Origin of the sequence: Isoptericola chiayiensis, from assembly GCF_013149805.1 — a bacterium.
GTDB classification, from domain to species: Bacteria; Actinomycetota; Actinomycetes; order Actinomycetales; family Cellulomonadaceae; genus Isoptericola; species Isoptericola chiayiensis.
The window spans coordinates 155,785-178,456 of the sequence record NZ_JABEZT010000001.1 but is presented as its reverse complement, the minus strand read 5'-3'; the positions used below and the strand labels follow the sequence as shown (position 1 = coordinate 178,456).

Here is a 22,672-nt window from a genome sequence, read left to right as displayed (position 1 = left end):
GTCCCCAGGCGTGGCCGGGACGACGGCGGTGCGCGGTGCCGGTCCGACACGCTCGGCAGGTGCCGACCGACCCTCCCCGCCCGCCGTCCCGGGAGCGCCCACCGCCCCCGGCGGCGACGGTGGCGCTGCGCTCGCTGGCGCGGCTCGTGGTGCCCGTCTCCTGCGCGGGGTGCGGGCTGGACGACGTGCCGCTGTGCGACCGGTGCGGCGCCGCGTTCGACGGCGCGCCGTGGCGGGCCGAGGCCGACGCCCCGCGGCTGGACCGCCTCGACGGGGTGCCGCCCCTGCCGGTCTGGGCGCTCGGCGTGTGCACGGGCAGCACCCGGGAGACGGTCGTCGCGTGGAAGGACCGCGACCGGGCCGACCTGGACCGCGTCCTCGGCACCGCGGTGCGGCGCGCGGCGGTGGCGCTCGCGCCCGACCTGCGGGCGGCGTCCGCCGGTCGGGTGACGGTCGTGCCGGCGCCGTCCTCGCCCGGCTCCCGGCGTCGGCGGGGCCGTGAGCCGACCGCGGTCCTGGCCGCCGCCGTCGCGGACGGCCTGCGGTCGGCGGGGGTGCCGGCCGCCGTCGCGGGCGCGCTGGTCCGACGGCGGCGCACGGCGGACCAGGCCGGCCTCTCGGCACGGGCCCGCGGCGCCAACCTGCTCGGTGCGGTGGCCGTCCGACGCCGGTACCGGGCCGCCGTGCCCTCCGCGGGGACGTGCCTCCTGGTCGACGACGTGCTCACCACCGGGGCGACGCTCGCGGCTGCGGAGCGGGTCCTGGAGGCCGCCGATGCCGCCGTCGTCGGCGCCCTCGTGCTCGCCGCGACCCCGCCGCCGGGCACCGTCACACCCTCGGCACGCGACGCGGGGGACGCCTCCGGTTCTCCTGACGGACACCGTGGGTTAGCCTAGGAATCCGACGGTGGAAGGCCCCGGAGACCGGGCCCGACGCTGCAGACCGCGAGCGGGTCGGACGGCGTCCGACGACCGGGAGGTGGTGCCATCACCGGCACCAGCAACGGTGCCCGGACCAGTGAGACCGGGCCGCCCGCGGGACTGCGAGCGGCCCCACGACGAAGTGGAGCACACGATGGAGATCATCGTCGTCGGTAGGCACACGGACGTGACGGACAGGTTCCGTCAGCACGTGGAGGACAAGCTCGGCAAGGTCACGCAGTTCGCCCCCAACGCGCGGCGCGTCGACGTCGCGGTCACGCACGAGAAGAACCCGCGGCTCGCCGACCAGAGCGAACGGGTCGAGCTGACGGTGCGGGCCAAGGGGCCGGTGATCCGGGCGGAGGCCGCCGCGGACGACCGGTTCGGCGCCCTGGACCTCGCGATGGACAAGCTCAACGAGCGTCTGCGCCGGTCCCGCGAGCGGAGCAAGGAGCACCGCCGCCGCACCCCCGTCACCCCCGCCGTGGACGTGCGCCCCTACGACGAGATGCTCGCCGCTCAGCCCGAGCCCGAGCCCGAGCCGGCGACCCTGGAGTCCCCGGGCGACGCGGTGGAGCACCAGCTCGGTGACTCGCCCGTCGTGATCCGCCAGAAGCTGCACACCGGCGAGCCCATGGCGGTCGACGAGGCCGTCGAGCGGATGGAGCTCGTGGGCCACGACTTCTTCCTCTTCATCGACAAGGAGTCCGCGCGCCCGGCGGCCGTCTACCGGCGCAAGGGCTGGACCTACGGCGTCATCGAGCTCGACACCACCTGCAGCGGTGTGGAGCCGGTCTCCTCGCTGACCTAGTCCGGACCGCGCGGGTGGGGGCGGGGAGCGCCACGCGCTCCCCGCCCCCACCCGCGCGGCGACCGCCCCGCCCCCGCCCCGCGAGGTACCTCCCGCGAGGTAGGCCAACCCCCCGCGAGGTAGGCGAACTTCCCGCGAGGTAGGCGAACTTCCCGCGAGGTAGGCGACCTGGCCGCGAGGTAGGCGAACTTCCCGCGAGGTAGGCGAATCTCCCGCCAGGTAGGCGTGTCGGTGGCGCCCGGCAGGATCGGGTCCGTGCAGACGCTGACGAAGTCCGAGGCGCGCCGGGCCGCGCTGCGAGCACAGGGCGTGGACCGGTCCAGGACTGCCGCGCCGGTCACGATGCGCCACCTGACGCGCACCGTCGACCGGATCAACCTCCTGCAGATCGACTCCGTCAACGTCCTGGCGCGCGCCCACCTGGTGCCCCTGTACTCGCGTCTGGGCCCGTACGACACCGCGCTGCTCGACCGCGCCGCGGGCCGTGCCCCACGCCGCCTGGTCGAGACGTGGGCGCACGTGGCCTCCTACGTCCCCGCGACCACCTACCCGCTGCTGGAGTGGCGGCGTCGTGCCTACCAGAAGGAGGCCTGGTCCTCGATCTCGGCCGTGCCGCGGGCGCACCCCGTCGAGCTCGAGCTGGTGCGCGCGCTCGTGACCGAGCGCGGACCGATCACCGCTGCCGCCCTCCACGACGCCCTCGAGCGGCGGGGCGACGTCTCACCGCGGTCCCGGGGCGAGTGGGGCTGGAACTGGACCACGGCGAAACGGTGCCTGGAGTTCCTGTTCTTCACCGGCGAGGTCCTCTCGGCGTCCCGCAACGCCGCCTTCGAGCGGCGCTACGACCTCGCCGAACGGGTGCTGCCGCCGTCGGTGCGGCACGCGCCGCCGGTGGCCGACGACGACGCCGTGCGCCGGCTGCTGGAGCTCGGCGCCCGTGCCCACGGCGTCGGGACCGCCCGCTGCTTCCAGGACTACTTCCGCGTCACCGGTCCGGCGGCGCGGCGAGCGCTGGCCGAGCTCGTCGAGGAGGGCACGCTGGAGCCCGTCGAGGTCGAGGGATGGGCTGCGCGGACCTACCGGCACCGCGACGCCGTGGTCCCGCGGACGGTCTCCGCCGCCACGCTGCTGAGCCCGTTCGACCCCGTGGTCTGGGAACGTCGCCGGCTCGAGGCCCTCTTCGACGTCTACTACCGCATCGAGATCTACGTGCCCGCCCCGAAGCGCACGCTCGGCTACTACGTCCTGCCGTTCCTGGAGGGCGAGGACGTCACCGCGATGGTCGACCTCAAGGCTGACCGGGCCGCCGGAGTGCTGCAGGTCGCCGCCGCCCACGGCACCGCGCACACCGGCCCGGATACCGCGTCGGCGCTCGCCGCCGAGCTGGCGACGCTCGCGGCCTGGCTGGGTCTCGAGCGGATCGTGGTGCGGCCCGTGGGTGACCTCGCCCGGGCGCTGGACGCCGAGGTCGCCCGGTAGGCTCCAACCCCCGGCCCGGGCACCCGGCGAGATCCGACCGTGGGTCGAACGTAGGATCGCCGCAGGGAGAGGGGGGACGAGTGGACGTCGTCGCGCTGTACCTGGGCGTCGCCTTCGCCGGCGGCGTGCTCGCCACGCTCGTGCGCCTGCCCCCGCTGGTCGGGTTCCTCGCCGCAGGGTTCGCGCTGGCCGCCGCCGGCGCACCGGAGATGCCGGGCCTGCACGTGCTGTCCGAGGTGGGCGTGGCCCTGCTGCTGTTCACGATCGGTCTCAAGCTCGACGTGCGTTCGCTGCTGCGCCGCGAGATCTGGGGCACGACGGCGGTCCACATGGCCGTGTCCGTCGCCCTCGGCGTGGGCTTCCTCGGCCTGCTGGGCCTGGTCGGCACGTCGCTCGCCGCGGGGGAGTCGTGGCGCACGATCGCGCTGATCGCGTTCGCGCTGTCCTTCTCCTCGACGGTTTTCGTCGTCAAGGTCCTCGAGGACCGGTCGGACGCCACCAGCCTGTACGGGCGGATCGCGATCGGCATCCTGGTGGTCCAGGACGTGGTGGCCGTGGTGTTCCTGGCGGTGGCCGAAGGCCGCGTGCCGAGTCCGTGGGCGCTGGCGCTGCTCGCGTTCCTCCCCGGGCGCAGGCTGCTCCACCTGCTGTGGGACCGGCTCGGGCACGGCGAGCTCCAGGCGCTCTTCGGGGTGGCGATGGCGCTCGGGCCCGGGTTCTTCCTGTTCGAGCACCTCGGCCTGTCCGGGGACCTGGGGGCGCTCATCATGGGCGCCCTGCTGGCCTCGCACCCGAGCGCCGGCGAGATGTCGCGCTCGCTCATGACGTTCAAGGACCTCATGCTGGTCGCGTTCTTCCTCGAGATCGGCCTGCACGGGACGCCCGAGGCCGGGCACGTGGGGCTGGCGCTGGGCCTGCTCCTGCTGCTGCCGGTGCAGGCAGCCGTGTTCGCCGTCGTGCTGTGGATGCTGCGGCTGCGCCGGCGCACGGCGTTCCTCACGGGACTGGCGCTCGGCAACTACTCGGAGTTCGGGATCATCGTGGCCGTGGTCGGCGCGGAGGCCGGGTGGCTGGCGGAGGACTGGGTCATCGTGGTCTCGCTTGCGGTGGCCGCCAGCTTCGCGCTGTCGTCGGTGGTCAACCGGCGCGGCGTCGAGCTCGCCTCGTGGCTGACCAGGTTCCTGCCGGCGAAGGACCCCACGACCCTGCACCCCGACGACCGGGTGGTCGACGTCGGTGCCACCGACGCGCTCGTGCTCGGCCTGGGCCGGGTGGGTTCGGCGACGTGCGCGAAGCTGCGCGACGAGTACGGGCTCGGTGTCGTCGGCGTGGAGCACGACCAGTCCCGCGTGACGGCGCTGCGCGACGAGGGGTTCGAGGTGGTGCGGGCCGACGCCACCGACCTGGAGTTCTGGGCGCGGGTCAAGCGGGCGGGGCGGGTCCGGCTGGCCGTGCTGGCGATGCCGTTCCACAACGCCAACCTCATCGCGCTGTCCCGGCTCCAGGACGCCGGGTTCGAGGGCTACGTGGCCGCGATCGCGCGGTACGACGACGACGCCGACGAGCTGCGTCGCCACGGGGCGCACGCCGTGTTCCACCTCTACGGGGCGGCCGGCGCGGAGCTCGCGGACCGGGCGGCGGAGGTGCTCGCCACCGGTCGTTGAGGCGGCGGCCGCCGCTCCGCCGTCGGGCACCCCCGCACGTCCCCGGCGGCCCGCGCGGCGTCGTGCACGGGCGCGGGGACGTTCGTCGGCCGCGAACCTGGCCCCGAGCAGCGGCGCGGAGGAATAGGATGACGGGTGGTGCGACCGGACGGCGGCGTCGTCGGACGGCACCGACCGACGGGCCCGGGGTCGTTCCCGGGCACCACCGACACGGGAGAAGTGCGTGCCTGCCATCCTCGAGAAGATCCTCCGCATCGGCGAGGGCCGGACCCTCAAGAAGCTGACCGCGCTCGCCGAGCAGGTGAACCAGCTCGAGTCGAGCTTCACCGAGCTCAGCGACACCGAGCTGCAGGAGGAGACGGACCGGTTCAAGGAGCGGCTGGAGCACGGGGCGTCGCTCGACGAGCTCCTGCCCGAGGCGTTCGCCACCGTCCGCGAGGCGGCGCGCCGCACGCTCGGCCACCGGCACTTCGACGTCCAGCTCGTCGGCGGGGCCGCGCTGCACCAGGGCAACATCGCCGAGATGAAGACCGGTGAGGGCAAGACGCTGGTCGCCACCACGGCCGCCTACCTCAACGCCCTGACGGGCAAGGGCGTGCACGTCATCACCACGAACGACTTCCTCGCCCGGTACCAGGGCGAGCTGATGGGCCGTGTCTACCGGTTCCTCGGGATGAGCACCGGCATCATCGTCTCCGGGCAGACGCCGGACGAGCGCCGCGAGCAGTACGCCGCGGACATCACCTACGGGACCAACAACGAGTTCGGGTTCGACTACCTGCGCGACAACATGGCGTGGTCGCCGGACGACCTGGTCCAGCGCGGCCACCACTTCGCGATCGTGGACGAGGTCGACTCCATCCTCATCGACGAGGCACGGACGCCGCTGATCATCTCCGGGCCCTCGTCGGGCGACTCCAACCGCTGGTACGTCGAGTTCGCCAAGGTGGTCAAGCGGCTGCAGCGCGAGACCGACTACGAGGTCGACGAGAAGAAGCGCACCGTCGGCATCCTCGAGCCGGGGATCGCGAAGATCGAGGACTACCTCGGCATCGACAACCTGTACGAGTCGCTCAACACGCCCCTGATCGGGTTCGTCAACAACGCCATCAAGGCCAAGGAGCTGTTCAAGCGCGACAAGGACTACGTCGTGCTCAACGGCGAGGTCATGATCGTCGACGAGCACACCGGGCGCATCCTCGCCGGCCGCCGGTACAACGAGGGCATGCACCAGGCCATCGAGGCCAAGGAAGGCGTGCAGATCAAGGCGGAGAACCAGACGCTCGCCACGATCACGCTGCAGAACTACTTCCGTCAGTACGAGAAGGTCGCCGGCATGACCGGTACGGCCGAGACGGAGGCCGCGGAGTTCCAGGGCACCTACAAGCTCGGCGTGGTGCCCGTCCCGACGAACAAGCCGATGATCCGCATCGACCAGCCGGACCTCGTGTACAAGGGCGAGGAGGGCAAGTTCAACGCGGTCGTCGAGGACATCGTCGAGCGCCACGCCAAGGGCCAGCCGGTGCTGGTGGGCACCACCAGCGTCGAGAAGTCCGAGCTGCTGTCGAAGCTGCTGAAGAAGGCCGGTGTCCCGCACGACGTGCTCAACGCCAAGGAGCACGACCGCGAGGCCGCCATCGTCGCCCAGGCGGGGCGCAAGGGCGCCGTGACCGTCGCGACGAACATGGCCGGTCGCGGCACCGACATCATGCTCGGCGGCAACGCCGAGTTCACCGCCGTCGCGGAGATGGCGGCCCAGGGCTACGACTCGACCGAGGACCCGGAGGCGTACGAGGAGGCCTGGCCCGAGGTGCTGGCCAAGGCCGAAGAGTCCGTGAAGGCCGAGCACGAGGAGGTCGTCGCGCTCGGCGGTCTCTACGTGCTGGGCACCGAGCGCCACGAGTCGCGCCGCATCGACAACCAGCTGCGCGGCCGTTCCGGCCGTCAGGGCGACCCGGGCGAGTCCCGCTTCTACCTGTCGATGCAGGACGACCTGATGCGGCTGTTCAACTCGGGTCTGGCCGAGTCGATGATGGGCCGCGCCGGCTTCCCCGACGACCTGCCGCTCGAGTCGAAGATGGTCACGCGCGGCATCCAGAGCGCGCAGTCCCAGGTCGAGGCGCGCAACTTCGAGATCCGCAAGAACGTCCTGAAGTACGACGACGTCCTGGCGCGCCAGCGCACCGTCATCTACGACGAGCGGCGCCGCGTGCTCGAGGGCGAGGACCTGCACGAGCAGATCCAGCACTTCCTCACCGACGTGGTCACCGCGTACGTGGAGGGTGCCGCCGACGACGGCAACGCGGAGGCATGGGACCTGGACGGGCTGTGGACGGCGCTGAAGTCCGTCTACCCGGTCTCCATCACCGTGGACGAGCTGCTCGAGGAGGCCGGCGGTCGCGAGCGTCTCACCAAGGAGATGCTGCTCGAGGAGCTGCTCTCCGACGCGCGGGTCGCCTACCAGGGCCGCGAGGAGGCTCTGGGCGAGGCCGCGATGCGCCAGCTGGAGCGCCGCGTGGTGCTGTCGGTGCTGGACCGCAAGTGGCGTGAGCACCTGTACGAGATGGACTACCTCAAGGAGGGCATCGGCCTGCGGGCGATGGCCCAGAAGGACCCGCTCATCGAGTACCAGCGCGAGGGCTTCCAGCTCTTCCAGGCGATGACCGAGGCCATCAAGGAGGAGTCGGTCGGCTACCTGTTCAACCTGGAGGTCCAGGTCAAGGAGGCCGGCGACTCGGCGCAGAGCGCGGACGGTCCGGCCGTCTCGGTCGCCTCCGCCGCGGCCGCGGCCGGATCGGCGGCGGGCCAGGTGGTGACGGCGTCGAGCCCGACCGTGGTGGGTGCGGACGCGGCCGAGGACGCCCCCGCAGCTCCGGCGGCTCCGGCCGAACCCGAGGCGGAGCCGGAGTCGGAGCCCGGTCCGGACGTGCCTGCGGCGTTCGGCGGGACCGAGGAGCCGGTGCTGGTGGCCAAGGGCCTCGAGACGCCCAAGCCGCCGCAGAACCTGCAGTACTCGGCGCCGAGCGAGGACGGCTCGACGACGCGTTCCGGTGACACGCAGGCCGCGCGTCGGGCTCTGCACGGCGAGGCGGCCGCGACCGAGGCGGACGGCCGTACCTTCCCGGGCACGCCCCGCAACGCCCAGTGCCCCTGCGGGTCGGGCAAGAAGTACAAGGTCTGCCACGGCGTGAACGAGTAGCGCCACTTTGTCGTCGTCGTGGGCGGGCGACCTGCGGCACTCCCTCGTGGAGCGCCGCAGGTCGCCCGCCCACGGTCGTGTCAGCCGAGCTCGAGGACGGTGACCCGCCAGATGCCACGCCGTGCCTCGAGCCGGACGGCGGCGGCCCGGACCCGCCCGGCGTCGTCGAGGACGACGGTGGCCTCGGCGGTCGTGTCGCCGAGCCGGACCATCCGGACCCGGCGCACCGTGACCGGAGGGGGCACCGTGCCGTCGGCCGTGGGACGGGTGAGCCGCGCACGCTCGGCGAGCTGGTCGTGCACGGTGGGGGAGACCCAGCGCGCGATCTGGGACGGCGCCCGGCTGCCGCGCAGCACGTCGACGGCGGCCCGCACGACGGCGCAGCACAGCGCCGTGGGATCCGGCAGACGCGTGTCGGCAGCCGGGTCCTGAGTCGGTACCGGGCGGCCGGTCGTCCGGTCGCCGGCCGGGGTCGTGGTGGGGCCGCCGACGCGCACGCGCCGGACCGGACCCGGGCGCCGGGGAGCGCGCGGGGGAGCGCCGGGCCGTCGGTCGCGCGGCGGTGCCGTGACCCGCAGGCGTCGCGGCGTCTCGCGGCGCTCGTCGGTGCCTGCGGGCGTGCTCTCGGGCGTCGTGGCGGTCATGGCGGGCCTCCGTGGGGCGTGGCTGTCGCGGAGCAGGTCGGGTCGGGCGCTCAGGGGGTCTGCAGGACCTGCCCGGGCAGGATGAGGTCGGGATCGGCGCCGATGGTGTCCCGGTTGGTCTCGTGCCACCGGGTGACCTCGCGCAGGACGTCGGCGGCACCGGCGTCGGCGGGCAGGTCGCGTGCGGCGATGTCCCAGAGCGTGTCGCCGTGGACGACGACGTAGGTGTCGTCGGCGACGTCGCGGGCGGGGCGGACGTCCACCGGCCGGACGTCGTCGGGGCTCTGGTCGACGGCGCTCTTGTCGTCCGAGGTCGGGGTGTCGGCGGTAGGTTCGGCGCCGTCCGTCCCGCCCGGTGCGGGCCGGACGAGGTCCGGCGTCGAGACGGTCTCCGCGCGGTCCGGCCGGTCCTCCGTGGCCCCGCTCTCGTGCTCGCTCCCGGACCCGCCGTCGGGCGCCGAGCTCTGCCATCCGAGGTCGAGGACGGCGGCGGGTGTCGGCGCGGGCGTGGGGCTCTCCGCCGCGGTGGCGGCCATCGGGGTGAGGGCGAGCCCGGTGCCGACGCCGACGCCGACCGCCCCGCGGGCGAGCCGACGGACGACGGCGGGCGCCCACGTGCCGAGCGCGGCGTCGACGGTGCGCCGCGCACCGGCGCCACGGGCTCCGCCGAACCGGGCGACGGCGACGCAGGCGGCCGCCACCAGGGAGGCGACCAGCACCCAGGCCGCGGCGACGCCGCCGGCCGTCAGGACGGCGAGCTCGACCCACCGGTCGATGCCGGTGAGCCGGGCCGCGGTGAGGTCACGGGGTGCGACGGCGAGCAGGCGCGACGAGAGGAGCAGCAGCGCGACGGCGGCACCCAGCGCGCAGGTCCCGAGGCCGCAGGTGCTGCGCAGCGGCCGGGCGGTGTGGTCTCTCATGAGGACGTCCTTGGCTGATCACGGTGGAGAGCATCCGATGCACCGTGGTGATGCATGTTGATGCTGTTTGATGTCCGATAGTGAACCGCACTCTGGCTCTCCTGTCCAGGGGACGGCATCCTGGACCGGGTCCCGCCGCCGACCGGGACCGGGAAGGACGTGACGATGAGTGCGGGACGTTCCCGCTGGGCCCTGCTGTTCGCCGACCTGGAGGCGCAGCTCGCCGCCGAGGAGGCGGCCGAGCGCGACGGCGCCGTCGCCGAGCTGACGCGCGCCGAGCAGGCGTCGGTGCCCCTCGCGGACCGGTTGCGGGCGGCCGCCGGGACGCAGGTCCGGTTCGACCTGCGCGACGGCGAGGCGGTCGAGGGCGTCCTGGCGCACGTGGCGGACGCCTGGTGCCAGCTCCAGGGGCGCGGCGCACGCGGGCCGGTGCAGCACGTGGTGCCGCTGGCGGCGGTGGTCGGCGTGGTGGGTCTCGGTCGGCACGGCGCGCCGTCGCGCTCGCGCACGGACGGGCTCGGCCTCGGCAGGGCCCTGCGGGGCCTGCAGCGCGACCGCGCCCGGGTGCAGGTGTGCACGACGGCGGGGCGTGTCGTGGGCAGGATCGCCCGGGTGGGCGCGGATCACCTGGACGTCGAGGAGCTGGACCGTGCGCGTCCGGCCGTCCGGGTCGTGCCGTTCGCCGCGCTGGTCCGGGTCAGCGAGGCGTGAGGGGCTAGAGCTCGCCGGAGGCGATGCGCTCGCGGGTGCGCGTGTACTGGCGGTCGATGTACTCCTCGAGCTTGGACGCCTCGACGCGCCAGACCTTCTTGGGGCCCACCTGGATCGCGGGCAGCTCGCCCGACCGCACGAGCGAGTAGGCCTGCGTCGCGGAGATGCTGAGCATCTCCTGGACCTCGGCGAGGGAGAGGAAGCGGGCCGTCATGCGTCCATCCTCCCACAGGGGTGCGTTATCACCCCTGTTGTCCACAGATGATGGCGTCGGGTGTGCGCTCCACGGGCATCGTCCCGGATGATGGATCGCCCCGACTCCTCGGCGTGCGCCGCCGCTAGTCTGCCCACGCCTGCCGGACCATCCCGCCCGCCGGTCGCGACGTCGCTTCCGGCCGATCCGAAGGACCGCCCGTTGAGCAACGAAGCACTCCCGGCCCGTACCGCCCCGCGGCTGCGCCGCCCCACCTGGCGCGACCCCCGGCTCGTCGTGGGCGTCGTGCTGGTCGCCCTCGCCGTCGCCCTCGGCGCGTGGGTGGTGTCCAGCGCCGACCGCACCGTCGGCGTCTACGCCGCCGCCGACACCCTGACCCCCGGCGAGCCCGTCGACACGAGCCTGCTGCGGGTCGTCGACGTGAACCTGGGCGCCGAGCAGGAACGCTACCTGCGCGCCGACGCCACCCTGCCCGACGACCCGGTGGCACTGCGCGTGGTCCCCGCCGGCGAGCTGGTCGCGCTCACCGCCGTCGGAGACGCCACGGCGGTCGAGGTCCGCTCGGTGGCCGTGCCCGTCTCGTCCGGGCTGTCGGAGCGGATCCGGCCCGGCGCCGTCGTCGACCTGTGGTTCGTGCCGGAGGCCCCCGCGGGGGAGTCCGACGCTCGCCAGGAGCCGGAACCGCTGGTGGCCGGCGTCGTCGTCGAGCAGGTGGACGTCAGCGAGAGCGGCCTCGTCGTCGCCGACCGCGGCACGCTGCACGTCCTCGTCGGCGACGGCGACCTGCCCCCGGTGCTCGCCGCGCTGGGTGCCCGTGGGTCCGTGGCCGTCGTCCCCGTGGCCGGCACCTGATGGCGGGGCCCACGACGGTCCTGTGCGCGGTGCACGGGCCGTCCGAACCCGACGTCGTGCTCACGCTCGAGGCGCCGGGCGCCCGCACGTCGGTCACGCGCCGCTGCGGCGACGTCACGGAGCTGCTCGCGGCGTCGGCCGCAGGTGCCGGGACGGTGGCCGTGGTCGCGGCCGACCTCCCCGGACTCGACCGGGAGACGGTCGGGCGCCTGCACGCCGCCGGGACCCGGGTGGTGGCCCTGGTCGACGACGGCCCGCTCGAACGCGTCGAGGCGCTGGGCGTCGACGCCGTCGTCGACGGTCCTGACGACCCACGGTTCCTCGACGCGGTGCGCGACACGGCGCCGATCACCGACCCGTTGGCCACCGCGGAGCACGACCTGTCGACGCTGTCCGGGTTCGCGACGCCGGGGCTCGCCACCCCGCCCGGGTCCGTCGTCGCGGTCTGGGGTCCGGTCGGGGCTCCCGGGCGCACGACGACGGCGGTCGAGCTGGCGGCCGAGCTCGCCGGGCTCGGGCGTCGCTCGGGCCGTCGTCGCCGTCGACGCCGGGAGACCCGGGCGGCGGACCCGACGCTCCTGGTGGACGCCGACACCTACGGGTCGTGCGTGGCGGCGCGTCTCGGGCTGCTGGACGACGCGCCGGGGCTCGCTGCCGTCGCCCGGGCCGCGGGCCAGGGCACCCTCGACGTGGCCGCGCTCGCCCGGCACGCCCCGGTGGTGGAGGGCCACCTGCGGGTCCTGGCCGGGATCACACGAGCCTCGCGGTGGCCCGAGCTGCCCGCGAGCGCGCTCGAGGTGGTCCTCGAGCGGGCCCGATCGCTGGCCCGCTGGACGGTGGTCGACTGCGGCCCGGTCCTGGAGCTCGACGAGCTGCTGATGTACGACACGCACGCCCCGCAGCGCAACGCCGCGACCCTGGCCGCCCTGCAGGCCGCGGACGTCGTGGTCGTCGTCGGTGCGGCCGACCCGATCGGTATCCACCGCCTGGTGCGTGCCCTGGAGGACCTGGCCGAGGTGCCGGTGCCCGTGCCGGGACGGCGGGTCGTGGTGGCCAACCGGGTCCGGGCCTCGGCGGTCGGTGCGGACCCGTCCCGTGCCGTGGCCGAGGCGCTGGACCGCTACGGCGGGGTCGACGAGCTCCACCCCGTGCCCGACGACGGCCCGGCCCTCGACGCGGCTGTCCTGGCGGGACGGACCCTGGCCGAGCATGCTCCGACGTCGGCGGCACGCGAGGCGTTCGCCGACCTGGCGGCGCACGTGCGCGAGCAGGTACCCGTCCCGGTGGCGTGATCTCGTCCCGGGCGGCGCGGGTCGCGGGCCGCGCGGAGGCGTCGCGCCCGGCACACTAGGGCCATGCGCATCTACGTGCCCGCGACCCTCGACGAGCTCGACGCCGCCACCGTGACCTCGCACGGCGCCCGCTGGGACCTGCCGGCCCGCCGGGTCCACGCCGTGACCCCCGCCCTCGAGGCGACGTTGGCGGACGAGGACGACGAGGGACGCGAGTACGCCGCCTTCCTCGCTGCTGCCGACGACTCGCTCGCCCTGGTCGCCGGTGGCGGGGCCCTGCCCGCACGCGTGGTCGTCTCGCTCGACGTGCCCGACGGGGCGGTGACCCCCGGTGCGCACCCTCCGGCCGGGGAGGCCACCGCCCCGTCGTCGGTGGACGCCGGACCGGCGCCCGACGCCCGGGTCGTGGCGGTGCACGTCGACGAGCCCGAGGCCGCCGAGGACGTCCGCGCCGTGCTCGCGGTCGCGGACGGCGACGACGACGAGGCGCTCGCGGACGCGGTCCAGCGGGTCACCGACCGGGACCTGCTCTGGTACGACCCGACCGAGATCGGCCAGATCCCGCGCCCCTGACCCCGGGGCGCGAGCGGCGCGTCAGCCGAGGTAGACCATCGCCTTGTCGTGCAGCAGTCCGTTGGTGGCCACGGCGTTGCCGCCCCAGGGGCCGTCGGTGCCCTCGAGCGAGGTGAACCGGCCCCCGGCCTCGACGACGATCGGTACGAGCGCGGCCATGTCGTACAGCTCGAGCTCGGGTTCCGCGGCGATGTCCGCCGCGCCCTCGGCCACCAGCATGTAGGACCAGAAGTCGCCGTAGCCGCGCGTGCGCCAGCACTCGCGGGTCAGGTCGAGGAACCCGTTGAGCTTGTCGCGCTCCTCCCAGCCGTCCAGGGAGGAGTAGGCGAACGAGGCGTCCCCGAGCGACGAGACGCCGGAGACGTGCATCCGGGTGGCCGCGGCGATGGACTTGCCCGTCCAGGCGCCCGACCCCTTGGCCGCCCACCAACGCCGTCCCAGCGCCGGGGCGGAGACGAGACCCATGACGACGTCGTCGCCGTCGGCGAGCGCGATGAGCGTCGCCCACACGGGCACGCCGCGCACGAAGTTCTTCGTGCCGTCGATGGGGTCGATGATCCAGCGGCGCGACCCGGAGCCGGCCTCGCCGAACTCCTCGCCGACGATGGCGTCACGCGTGCGGGCGCGGGCGAGCTGGGCGCGGATGAACTCCTCGGCGCCGCGGTCGGCGTCGGAGACCGGCGTCTGGTCCGGCTTGGTCTCGACGTGGAGGTCGACCGCGCGGAACCGGGACATCGTCATCGAGTCCACCTGGTCGGCGATCACGTGGGCCAGGCGCAGGTCGTCCTCGTACGTGCGCCCGTGCCCGGAGGTGCTGGGAGTCTGCTGGAAGGAGGCCACCCTCACACGCTAGCGGTCCTGACCCGCGGGAGCGGCTGAACGCCGCGCTTCGGACAGGTGTGTCGGGACCGGCGCGCCGGGTATCCCGTCGGCGACCGGTCCCGACACCTGTCACCACCCGCTGAAGAAGGCCCTGATGTCGTCCGCGAGGAGCTGCGGTTCCTCCATGGCGGGGAAGTGGCCTCCCTCGGTGAACTCGCTCCAGTGCGCGATCGCCCGCGACGGGTCCAGAACACGGCGCACGAGCGGGTGAGCGTCGAACACGGCCCATCCGGACGGGACGTCGGACGGCACGGGCGGTTCGGGCTCCGCGTGCTCGGCCTCGAAGTAGAGCTGTGCGCTCGAGGCCCCGCCACGGGTGAACCAGTAGAGGGCGATGTTGGTCAGCAGCTGGTCGCGGTCGACCGACGTGTCGGGCGTGCGGTCGACGCCCCGGGCGCGGGTCCGGAACTTCTCGGCGATCCAGGCGAGCTGCCCGACCGGGGAGTCGGTGAGCGCCGGGCCGATGGTGTCCGGACGGTAGCGCTGCATCGCGAGGTAGCCGTGGTCGGTGGCGTGCTCGGTGCGCACCGCGTCGAGCTGGGCGCGCTCGTCCTCCGTCAGGTCCTCGGGACACGGGAAGACGTCGCCCACCATCCCCAGGACCCTGCGGTCGCCGCCGAGGTGGGTGCCGATGACGCGCTCCGGGTAGGCCGCCGCGAGGTGGCCGGTGGTCCCGATACCCATGTCCGTGCCGTGCACCGCGAACTCCGCGTAGCCGAGGCGCGTCATGATCTCGGCGAAGGCGTCCGCCGTCCTGACGATCTCCCAGCCGGTCCCGGACAGCGGCGTGGAGAATCCGAACCCAGGCGGTGAGGAGACGACCACGTGGAAGTCGTCGGTCAGCAGCGGGACGAGGCGCTTGTACTCCACGAACGAGCCGGGCCAGCCGTGGTTCAGCAACAGCGGCGTGGCGGCCGGGTTCGCCGATCGTACGTGGACGACGTGGAAGGTCTGGCGGTCGACGACGGTCGTGAACTGGGCGAGCTCGTTGAGCGTGGCCTCCTGCGCGCGCCAGTCGAACTCGTCGCGCCAGTACTCGACGAGCTCCCGCAGGTAGGGCGTCGGGATGCCACGACTGAAGTCGTCGCGACCGGTGCGTCCGGGCACCGGGTGCGGCAGGCGGGCGCGCGCGAGCCGGTCGTGCAGGTCGTCCAGGTCGGCCTGGGGGATGTCGATGCGGAACGGGGTGAGCGTGGTGTTCTCGTCCATGTCCTCACGGTGCCATCGCATGCGGAAGAAGAGATTCCGCGATCGCTGGCATGATCGACGACATGCTCGCGACGTCCGCACGCCTGCTCGAGCTGCTCTCGTTGCTCCAGCTCCGGCGCCACTGGACGAGCTCCGAGCTGTCCGAGCGGCTCGGCGTGAGCACCCGGACGGTGCGGTCCGACGTCGGCAGGCTCCGGTCGCTCGGCTATCCGGTCGACTCGCGGCCAGGGGTTGCGGGTGGGTACCGGCTGGCCGCCGGGACGGCGATGCCGCCGTTGCTCCTCGACGATGACGAGGCGGTCGCGGTCGCCGCCGGGCTCGGTGCGGTGGCGACCGGCCGGCTCGGCGTCGAGGAGACGTCGCTCACCGCGCTCGCGAAGCTCGAGCAGGTGCTGCCTTCGCGGCTGCGCCGCCGTGTCGAAGCGGTCCGCGAGGCGACGAGCACCGTCCCGGGCGACCAGCCGCCTCTCGACCTCGCGGTCCTCGGTACGGTCGCGGCTGCGGTCCGCGGCCACGAGCGCCTCCGCTTCGAGTACACGAGCCGTGGTGGAGCGCAGACGGTGCGGCACGCCGAGCCACGGCGGCTGGTGAGCTGGGGGTCGCTCTGGTACTTGCTGGCATGGGACATCGACCGTCACGACTGGCGTGTCTTCCGCGTCGACCGCCTGGTCCCGAGCCCCCCGACCGGGGCACGGTTCCGGCCGCGCGAGATCCCGGGGGGTGACGCGGTGGCCTTCGTGGTCCGCCGCGTCAGCAAGGAGGCGTGGACCTATCGCGCTCGGGTCCTGGTGCACGCCCCTGCTGCCGTCGTCGTCGCGAAGCTCCGCATCCCGGCGGACGTCGAGGCGGTCGACGCGTCGACGTGTCGCCTCGAGCTGGGGTCGGACGACCCTGACGGCCTCGCACTCTGGCTGACACAGCTCGATGCGGACGTCGAGGTGATCGATGGCGACGAGCTGGCGCTCGCGTTCGATCGACTCGTCTCGAGGTTCCGCCGTGCGGCGGGCGGCTCCTTCTCGCGATGAGGCGGGGCGTTCCCCCTCAGTCGCGCGAGGCCAGCAGGCGGCGGAACGACGCGAGACGCGCTGCCCTGGCCTCTCGCTCGGTCTCGCCGTCGGCGGCCGCGACCCAGTCGTCCAGCGCGCAGTCCGGCGCGTCCTCGGCGTGGGTGCAGCCCCGCGGGCATTCCGCGGCCGCGGCGTCGAGGTCCTCGAACGCGGCCAGGAGGTGGTCGGTCTCGACGTGCGCCAGCCCGAAGGAGCGCACGCCGGGGGTGTCGATCACCCAGCCGTCGTGGCCGTCGTCGTCCACGGAGGAGTCCGGCCCCACGGGCAGCCGCAGGGCGACCGCCGACGTCGAGGTGTGCCGCCCTCGTCCGGTCACGTCGTTGACGTCCCCGGTCGCCCGCAGGGCGTCGGGCACCAGCGCGTTGATGAGCGTGGACTTGCCGACGCCGGAGTGGCCCACGAGCACCGACGTCCGCCCGAGCAGGTGCGAGCGCACGTCCTCGACGGTCTCGGGGGAGTCCCGGCGTGTCACGACGACCGACACCCCGATCGGCTCGTACAGCCCGCGCAGCTCGTCGGGGGAGGCGAGGTCGGCCTTGGTCAGGCACAGCAGCACGTCCATGCCGGCGTCGTAGGCGGCGACGACGCAGCGGTCGATCATGCCGGTGCGCGGCTCGGGCTGGGCGAGCGCCGTGACGACGACGAGCTGGTCGGCGTTGGCGACCACGATCCGCTCGTACGGGTCGGTGTCGTCGGCGGTGCGTCGCAGCGTGGAGGTCCGGTCGGTGATGCGCACGATGCGGGCGAGCGTGCCCTCGTGGCCGGTGGTGTCCCCGACGACGTCGACGCGGTCGCCGACGACCGTGCGGGTGCGCCCGAGCTCGCGGGCCTTCATGGCGAGGATCTCGCGCTCGTCGGGCCCGCCGTCGTCCACCACGAGCGTGTAGCGACCCCGGTCGATGCCCGTGACCAGGGCGGGGACGGCGTCGGCGTGGTCGGGTCGCTGCTTGGAGCGCGGCCGCGAGCCGTGCTTGGAGGGGCGCGCGAAGCGCTCGTGCTCGTCGCGGACCCGCCGGGCCATCAGGCCGGGTCCTCCGTGCGGCGGAGCATGCGCGCCCAGATGCGGTCGAACCCCGGAAGGGTCTTGGCGGTGGTGGCGACGTTCTCGACCTGGACGCCCGGCACCCGCAGCCCGAGCAGGGCAGCGGAGGTGGCCATGCGGTGGTCGGCGTAGGTGCGGAACACTCCGCCGTGCAGCGGGCGCGGGGTGATGACGAGCCCGTCGCGGGTCTCCTCGCACCGGCCGCCCAGCCGCGTGACCTCGGCGGCCAGCGCGGCCAGCCGGTCGGTCTCGTGGCCGCGCAGGTGCGCGATGCCGCGCAGGCGGCTGGGGGAGTCGGCCAGCGCGGCGAGCACGGCGAACGTGGGGGCGAGCTCGCCGGCGGCGCGCAGGTCGACGTCGATGCCGCGGATCTCGCCGGTCCCCGTCACGGTGAGCACGCCGTCGTCGAGCGAGGACGTGCCGCCCATCCGCTCCAGCAGCGCGGGGACCATGGCGCCCGGCTGGGTGGTCGACGTCGGCCAGCCCGGCACGCGCACCGTGCCGCCGGCGACGAGGGCCGCGGCGAGGAACGGTGCGGCGTTGGACAGGTCGGGCTCGACGCGCACGTCGCGAGCGGTGATCGGGCCGGGGGTGACCTGCCAGATGCCGTCGCGGGAGTCGTCCACGGCGACGCCGACCTCGCGCAGGGTGGCCACGGTCATGTCGATGTGCGGCAGGCTCGGCAGGGTGGTGCCGATGTGGCGCAGCGTCAGCGGCCGGTCGAACCGGGCGGCGGCCAGCAGCAGCGCGGAGACGAACTGCGAGGAGCCCGAGGCGTCGATGTCCACCGCGCCGCCGGCGACGTGGCCGCGACCGTGCACCGTGAACGGCAGGTGCGCCGGGCGGTCGCCCTCGGGGCCGGTGACGCGCACCCCGAGGGTGTGCAGGCCGGCGAGCACCGGCTGCATCGGCCGGACGCGGGCCTCCGGGTCGCCGTCGAACCGGACGTCGCCGTCGGCCAGCGCGGCCACGGGCGGCAGGAACCGCATGACGGTGCCCGCCAGTCCGCAGTCGACGTCGACGTCCCCGGTGAGGGGGCCGGGCGTGACGTGCAGGGTGCTGGGGGAGTCGCCCTCGGTGACGGTGGCGCCGAGGGACCGCAGCGCGGCGATCATCAGGTCGGCGTCGCGCGAGCGCAGGGCGCCCTGCAGGGTGCCGGGGCCGTCGGCCAGGGCGGCGAGCACCAGCAGCCGGTTGGTCAGCGACTTGCTGCCGGGGACCTCGACCGTGGCGGCGAGCGCTCCGTCGGCGACGGGGGCGTCCCACAGGGGCAGGTCGGTCGAGGCAGGCGCGGTCGTCATGGTTCCGAGACTAGTTGACCCGGTCCGACGACGGTGCGCCCGTCCGGGGGTCAGGACACCGTGGCGGCGGCCTTCTCGGCGGAGGCCCTGGCGCTCTTGGCGGTGGCCTTGACGTCGTGCTTCGCGGCGCGGGTCGCGTGCTCCGCGGACCTCTTGGCCGAGGCGGCGGCGTGTTTGGCGGACGCGGTCGCGGACCGGCGGGCGTGCTTGACCGACGCCGTGGCCGACCTGCCGGCGTGCTCGGCCGACCGCCTGGCGGTGTCGACGGCGTGCTTGCCGGACTTCGTCGCGGACTCGACGGCATGCTTGCCGGACTTTTCGGCGGACTCGATCGCGTGCTTGCCGGACCGCTGGGCGGCGGTGCGCTTCTGGGAGATCCGGTAGCTCACGCCCGGGCGGCCCTCGAGGTCGATCCCCGCGATGACTGCCGCGCCGACGGCGCCGAGGTTGCGGACGAACTTGGCGGTCTTGTCCTTGCGCTCGTCGCCCTTGCTGGTGAAGGGCTGGTTGACCACGGCCAGGGGCGCGGACAGGGCGGCCAGCGCGAGCGCGGCCGTGCGGGGTGCGCGTCCGACGGCGAGGAGCACGCCGGCCAGCGCGGTGGCGGTGCCGTGGGCGCGGACCAGCAGCGAGACCTGCGTGTCGTCGAGCTTGTCGACGCCGAGCGCGTCGGTGACCGTGTCGGCGCCCTGGCGGGCGGCGTCGGTGTGCTCGGCCGGTCGCAGCGCGGTGGACACGCCGTCGTAGACGAACGGGGCGGCCAGCAGGGGGCGGGCGAGACGTCGCAGCAGCATGGCCCCACTGTGGCAGAGCGGCGCCGTGCATGCCTACCGATACGCGCCGGTTGACGCCGGGCGGCAGGTCCGCTCGGATGGGGGCATGTCTGCTCGCGTGCGGGGTGCCGGCCCGGTCACCGCTGCCCTGCTCACCGTCGTGGTGCTGGTGACGGGGGCGTGCTCCGGCGGTCGGGGCGGCGCGGTGCCCGACCCGCCGGCGGACGTCACGGGCGTCGTGTCCGACGTCGACTCCGCTGCAGGTCCCGCGTTGACGGGCGCGAGCGACGACTACTACGAGGGCATGGCCCTGCTCAGCGAGGAGACGATGGTCGTGGGCACCGACGGCAGGGAGGCGCCGCCCGAGTCCCTCGAGCCGGGCGCGGACGTCGAGGTCTGGGTCGCGGACGAGTGCGAGGAGTCCTCCCCGGTGCGGTGCGTCGTCGAGGTCGTGCGGATCGTCGGGTAGCGGGCCGGGTCAACCGGCGCCGACGTCCTCCCACCAGTCGCGGTGGGACCGCGGCGGGCGGCGCGTGCCGAGTCCGTCGCGGTGCACCGTGCGGGCGAGCGCGGCCAGCCAGGCGGCGCCGATCGCGAGGGCGAGGAGCAGCAGGAACAGGGTCATGGCAGTAATTCTTCAACCGTCGAGCAACTGCCACGAGTGGCCGAGATGCCATGCTTCATCGACATCCTGCCATCCGTGTGCCAGGCTGTGCCCATGATCGAGAAGGTGGCCGCCGTCGTCGTCCCCGGCGTCGCGCCGTTCGAGATGGGGATCGCCTACGAGGTCTTCGGTATCGACCGCCGCGACACCGGCGGGCCGACCTTCGAGTTCACGCTCTGCACCCCCGTGCCCGGGTCGGTGCCCACGAAGGGCGGGTTCGCGCTCCAGGTCGACGCCGGGCTCGAGGCCACCGAGGACGCCGACGTCGTCGTCGTGGTCGCCTACGACGTGCTGTCGGGCGACGGCGTCCCGGAGGTGCCGCCGTCGTACCTCGACGCCCTGTGCCGCGCCCACGCCCGCGGCGCGTGGATCCTGTCGCTGTGCTCGGGCGCCTTCGTCCTGGCCGCCGCGGGGCTGCTCGCCGGACGCCGCTGCACCACCCACTGGATGTTCGCCGACCGGCTCGCCGCCCTCGTGCCCGACGCCGACGTCGACCCCGACGTGCTCTACGTCGCCGACAGGCGGGTGCTCACCAGCGCCGGCACCGCCGCTGGCATCGACGCCGCCCTGCACCTGGTGCGCACCGAGCTCGGCGGCGAGGCGGCGCGTGCCGTCGCGCGCCGGATGATCGTCCCGCCGCAGCGCGACGGCGGGCAGGCGCAGTTCGTCCTCGACCCCGTGCCCGAGGCCGCCGACTCGCTCGCGCCGCTGCTCGCCTGGGTCCGCACGCACCTGGCCGAGCCGCACACCGTGCCCTCCCTCGCCCGCCGCGCCATGCTCTCCGAGCGCACCTTCGCCCGGCGGTTCGCCGCCGAGACCGGGACCACCCCGGCCGCCTGGATCGCCCGCCAGCGCGTCGCCCGCGCCCAGGAGCTGCTCGAGACGACCGCCGCGAGCATCGACGAGATCGCCGACACCGTCGGGTTCGGCACCGCGGCCGTGCTGCGGCACCACTTCACGCGCGTGCTCGGCACCAGCCCCACCGCCTACCGGCGCCGCTTCGGGGACCGCGTCCCCGCCGTCGTCCCCTGACGGACCGGGCGCGCGACGCCGGACGCCCGACGGCCCGCCGGCCCGGCGGCCCGCCGGGAATGCGCGCGGCGGACGCGTCGTTGCACGCGGATGTGGAAGCCTGCACGACCCGACCCGACGCGCCCGCCGCCGAGGTACCCCTGTTCGGCCTCGCGCGCGACGCCATGGACACCTCCGCCTCGCCGGGCACGACCCGCACGGCCTGGCCGACAGGGCTAGGCTCGAGAGCGATGACCCAGGATGACGACACCGGCGCACCCGCCTCCGCACCGACTCCCCAGGACGAGGTCGGCGAGGACACCGAGCGCGCGCCCGAGCAGGAGTCCGACGCCGACCGCGCCGCCCGTTTCGAGCGGGACGCGCTGCAGTTCGTCGACCAGCTCTACTCGGCCGCCCTGCGCATGACCCGCAACCCGGCCGACGCCGAGGACCTCGTCCAGGAGACGTTCGTCAAGGCGTTCGCCGCGTTCCACCAGTACCGGCCGGGCACCAACCTCAAGGCGTGGCTGTACCGGATCCTGACGAACACGTTCATCAACAACTACCGCAAGAAGCAGCGCCAGCCCCAGCAGGCGCAGACCGAGGACATCGAGGACTGGCAGATCGCGCGCGCCGCGACCCACACCTCCCAGGGTCTGCGTTCCGCCGAGGTCGAGGCCCTGGACCGGCTGCCCGACTCCGACGTGAAGCGGGCGCTCGCCGAGCTGCCCGAGGAGCGGCGGATGGTCGTCTACTACGCCGACGTCGAGGGCTTCCCCTACAAGGAGATCGCGGAGATCATGGGCACACCCATCGGGACGGTGATGTCCCGGCTGCACCGTGGCCGGCGCCAGCTGCGCGAGCTGCTCGCCGACTACGCGGCCGACCGCGGACTCGCCGCAGCGCGTGGAGGAGAATCATGAGCGGCGACCTGACGCCCATCCCGCACGAACCCGCGGAGGGCGAGAGCGAGTGCGAGCACGCGCTCGTGCACCTGTACGAGTACCTCGACTCCGAGATGACCGAGGCGGACGAGCGGCGCATGCGCGCCCACGTCGCCCACTGCTCGCCCTGCCTGGCCGAGCTCAGCATCGAGGAGCTCGTCAAGAAGCTGGTGAAGCGCTCCTGCGCCGAGCAGGCGCCGGAGACGCTCCTGGTGCGCATCCGCCAGCAGATCACCGTGATGTCCGTGCACGACTGAGCGCTGCCCCCATGGCACGCGACGACGAAGGGCCGGAACCCGCCACGGGTTCCGGCCCTTCGTCGTGAAGTCGTCGCTGCCCGAGGATCAGGCGTTGGGACGCTTGCCGTGGTTCGCGGCCTTGCCCTTGCGGGCCCGGCGCTTGTTGCCGCGCTTGCTCATGGCGGTCTCCTCACGAGAAGGTGAACGGGGGTCGCACCCATGATCCCACACCGCGGCCGTGCCCCACGATCCCGCGGTCCA

The 22,672-nt window shown here is 74.1% G+C and carries 24 protein-coding genes; 14 read left to right on the top strand and 10 right to left on the bottom strand.

Annotation, left to right across the window (positions count from 1 at the left end; translation table 11 throughout):
• The first annotated feature begins 59 nt into the window (after nt 1–59).
• The 5 genes from HDG68_RS00745 to secA all read left to right on the top strand — a co-directional run bounded on the left by HDG68_RS00745 (nt 60) and on the right by secA (nt 8,073).
• A complete protein-coding gene (locus HDG68_RS00745) occupies nt 60–896 on the top strand; it encodes a ComF family protein (protein ID WP_343037345.1) in 837 nt (278 codons plus the stop codon).
• Between the two features lie 178 nt (nt 897–1,074).
• A complete protein-coding gene (gene hpf / locus HDG68_RS00740; RefSeq protein ID WP_172148346.1) occupies nt 1,075–1,731 on the top strand; it encodes a ribosome hibernation-promoting factor, HPF/YfiA family in 657 nt (218 codons plus the stop codon).
• Between the two features lie 255 nt (nt 1,732–1,986).
• Entirely contained in the window at nt 1,987–3,210 is a 1,224-nt protein-coding gene (locus tag HDG68_RS00735) for a winged helix-turn-helix domain-containing protein (protein WP_343037344.1), read from the top strand.
• Nucleotides 3,211–3,290: 80 nt separating this feature from the next.
• Entirely contained in the window at nt 3,291–4,874 is a 1,584-nt protein-coding gene (locus HDG68_RS00730; protein ID WP_172148344.1) for a cation:proton antiporter domain-containing protein, read from the top strand.
• 223 nt (nt 4,875–5,097) lie between these two features.
• Nucleotides 5,098–8,073: a preprotein translocase subunit SecA gene (gene secA, locus HDG68_RS00725; RefSeq protein WP_172148342.1), complete on the top strand. Its 2,976-nt coding sequence runs from the start codon at nt 5,098–5,100 to the stop codon at nt 8,071–8,073.
• Between the two features lie 80 nt (nt 8,074–8,153).
• Here secA and HDG68_RS16815 read toward each other — a convergent pair whose 3' ends face one another.
• Nucleotides 8,154–8,717 (bottom strand): Rv3235 family protein, encoded by a 564-nt coding sequence (locus HDG68_RS16815; RefSeq protein ID WP_246253412.1) that lies wholly within the window; start codon nt 8,715–8,717, stop codon nt 8,154–8,156.
• A 50-nt stretch (nt 8,718–8,767) separates the two neighbouring features.
• Nucleotides 8,768–9,637 (bottom strand): LysM peptidoglycan-binding domain-containing protein, encoded by an 870-nt coding sequence (locus HDG68_RS00715; RefSeq protein ID WP_172148332.1) that lies wholly within the window; start codon nt 9,635–9,637, stop codon nt 8,768–8,770.
• A gap of 165 nt (nt 9,638–9,802) precedes the next feature.
• Here HDG68_RS00715 and HDG68_RS00710 point away from each other — a divergent pair, with 165 nt between their 5' ends.
• Complete coding sequence (locus tag HDG68_RS00710) at nt 9,803–10,348, top strand: hypothetical protein (protein ID WP_172148330.1); 546 nt, start codon at nt 9,803–9,805, stop codon at nt 10,346–10,348.
• Nucleotides 10,349–10,352: 4 nt separating this feature from the next.
• Here HDG68_RS00710 and HDG68_RS00705 read toward each other — a convergent pair whose 3' ends face one another.
• On the bottom strand, nt 10,353–10,562 hold the full coding sequence (locus HDG68_RS00705; RefSeq protein ID WP_172148328.1) for a helix-turn-helix domain-containing protein: 210 nt from the start codon (nt 10,560–10,562) through the stop codon (nt 10,353–10,355).
• A 201-nt stretch (nt 10,563–10,763) separates the two neighbouring features.
• On the opposite strand from HDG68_RS00705, the gene HDG68_RS00700 reads away from it, so the two are divergent.
• From HDG68_RS00700 to HDG68_RS00690, 3 genes are all read left to right on the top strand, one after another.
• A complete protein-coding gene (locus HDG68_RS00700) occupies nt 10,764–11,414 on the top strand; it encodes a CpaB family protein (RefSeq protein WP_172148326.1) in 651 nt (216 codons plus the stop codon).
• Nucleotides 11,414–12,706: a CpaE/TadZ family protein gene (locus HDG68_RS00695; protein ID WP_172148324.1), complete on the top strand. Its 1,293-nt coding sequence runs from the start codon at nt 11,414–11,416 to the stop codon at nt 12,704–12,706. The genes HDG68_RS00700 and HDG68_RS00695 overlap by 1 nt, the downstream gene beginning before the upstream one ends.
• Before the next feature lie 63 nt (nt 12,707–12,769).
• The gene (locus HDG68_RS00690; protein WP_172148322.1) at nt 12,770–13,279 is read left to right on the top strand and encodes a DUF6912 family protein; all 510 of its coding nucleotides are present in this window, start codon (nt 12,770–12,772) and stop codon (nt 13,277–13,279) included.
• Nucleotides 13,280–13,300: 21 nt separating this feature from the next.
• Here HDG68_RS00690 and hisN read toward each other — a convergent pair whose 3' ends face one another.
• A complete protein-coding gene (gene hisN, locus HDG68_RS00685) occupies nt 13,301–14,119 on the bottom strand; it encodes a histidinol-phosphatase (protein ID WP_172148320.1) in 819 nt (272 codons plus the stop codon).
• A gap of 111 nt (nt 14,120–14,230) precedes the next feature.
• Entirely contained in the window at nt 14,231–15,370 is a 1,140-nt protein-coding gene (locus tag HDG68_RS00680) for an epoxide hydrolase family protein (RefSeq protein WP_172148318.1), read from the bottom strand.
• 50 nt (nt 15,371–15,420) lie between these two features.
• On the opposite strand from HDG68_RS00680, the gene HDG68_RS00675 reads away from it, so the two are divergent.
• The gene (locus tag HDG68_RS00675; RefSeq protein ID WP_246253410.1) at nt 15,421–16,395 is read left to right on the top strand and encodes a helix-turn-helix transcriptional regulator; all 975 of its coding nucleotides are present in this window, start codon (nt 15,421–15,423) and stop codon (nt 16,393–16,395) included.
• A gap of 16 nt (nt 16,396–16,411) precedes the next feature.
• On the opposite strand, the gene rsgA is transcribed toward HDG68_RS00675, so the two are convergent.
• From rsgA to HDG68_RS16650, 3 genes are read right to left on the bottom strand one after another with little or no spacing between them, the layout of a single operon-like run.
• On the bottom strand, nt 16,412–17,458 hold the full coding sequence (gene rsgA, locus HDG68_RS00670) for a ribosome small subunit-dependent GTPase A (RefSeq protein ID WP_172148316.1): 1,047 nt from the start codon (nt 17,456–17,458) through the stop codon (nt 16,412–16,414).
• Nucleotides 17,458–18,780: a 3-phosphoshikimate 1-carboxyvinyltransferase gene (gene aroA / locus HDG68_RS00665; RefSeq protein ID WP_172148314.1), complete on the bottom strand. Its 1,323-nt coding sequence runs from the start codon at nt 18,778–18,780 to the stop codon at nt 17,458–17,460. The genes rsgA and aroA overlap by 1 nt, the downstream gene beginning before the upstream one ends.
• A gap of 50 nt (nt 18,781–18,830) precedes the next feature.
• Complete coding sequence (locus HDG68_RS16650) at nt 18,831–19,574, bottom strand: DoxX family membrane protein (RefSeq protein WP_216647865.1); 744 nt, start codon at nt 19,572–19,574, stop codon at nt 18,831–18,833.
• Between the two features lie 85 nt (nt 19,575–19,659).
• On the opposite strand from HDG68_RS16650, the gene HDG68_RS00655 reads away from it, so the two are divergent.
• On the top strand, nt 19,660–20,022 hold the full coding sequence (locus HDG68_RS00655) for a hypothetical protein (RefSeq protein WP_172148312.1): 363 nt from the start codon (nt 19,660–19,662) through the stop codon (nt 20,020–20,022).
• Nucleotides 20,023–20,031: 9 nt separating this feature from the next.
• On the opposite strand, the gene HDG68_RS00650 is transcribed toward HDG68_RS00655, so the two are convergent.
• Nucleotides 20,032–20,178, bottom strand: coding sequence for a hypothetical protein (locus HDG68_RS00650; RefSeq protein ID WP_172148311.1), 147 nt, complete (start codon nt 20,176–20,178; stop codon nt 20,032–20,034).
• A 93-nt stretch (nt 20,179–20,271) separates the two neighbouring features.
• Between HDG68_RS00650 and HDG68_RS00645 the strand changes: the two genes are divergently transcribed.
• The 3 genes from HDG68_RS00645 to rsrA all read left to right on the top strand — a co-directional run bounded on the left by HDG68_RS00645 (nt 20,272) and on the right by rsrA (nt 22,429).
• The gene (locus HDG68_RS00645; protein ID WP_172148310.1) at nt 20,272–21,249 is read left to right on the top strand and encodes a helix-turn-helix domain-containing protein; all 978 of its coding nucleotides are present in this window, start codon (nt 20,272–20,274) and stop codon (nt 21,247–21,249) included.
• A gap of 164 nt (nt 21,250–21,413) precedes the next feature.
• Complete coding sequence (locus HDG68_RS00640) at nt 21,414–22,151, top strand: sigma-70 family RNA polymerase sigma factor (RefSeq protein WP_281358975.1); 738 nt, start codon at nt 21,414–21,416, stop codon at nt 22,149–22,151.
• Complete coding sequence (gene rsrA / locus HDG68_RS00635; protein WP_172148308.1) at nt 22,148–22,429, top strand: mycothiol system anti-sigma-R factor; 282 nt, start codon at nt 22,148–22,150, stop codon at nt 22,427–22,429. The genes HDG68_RS00640 and rsrA overlap by 4 nt, the downstream gene beginning before the upstream one ends.
• 87 nt (nt 22,430–22,516) lie before the next feature.
• Here rsrA and HDG68_RS17640 read toward each other — a convergent pair whose 3' ends face one another.
• A complete protein-coding gene (locus HDG68_RS17640) occupies nt 22,517–22,591 on the bottom strand; it encodes a 50S ribosomal protein bL37 (RefSeq protein WP_370459514.1) in 75 nt (24 codons plus the stop codon).
• Nucleotides 22,592–22,672 lie beyond the last annotated feature (81 nt).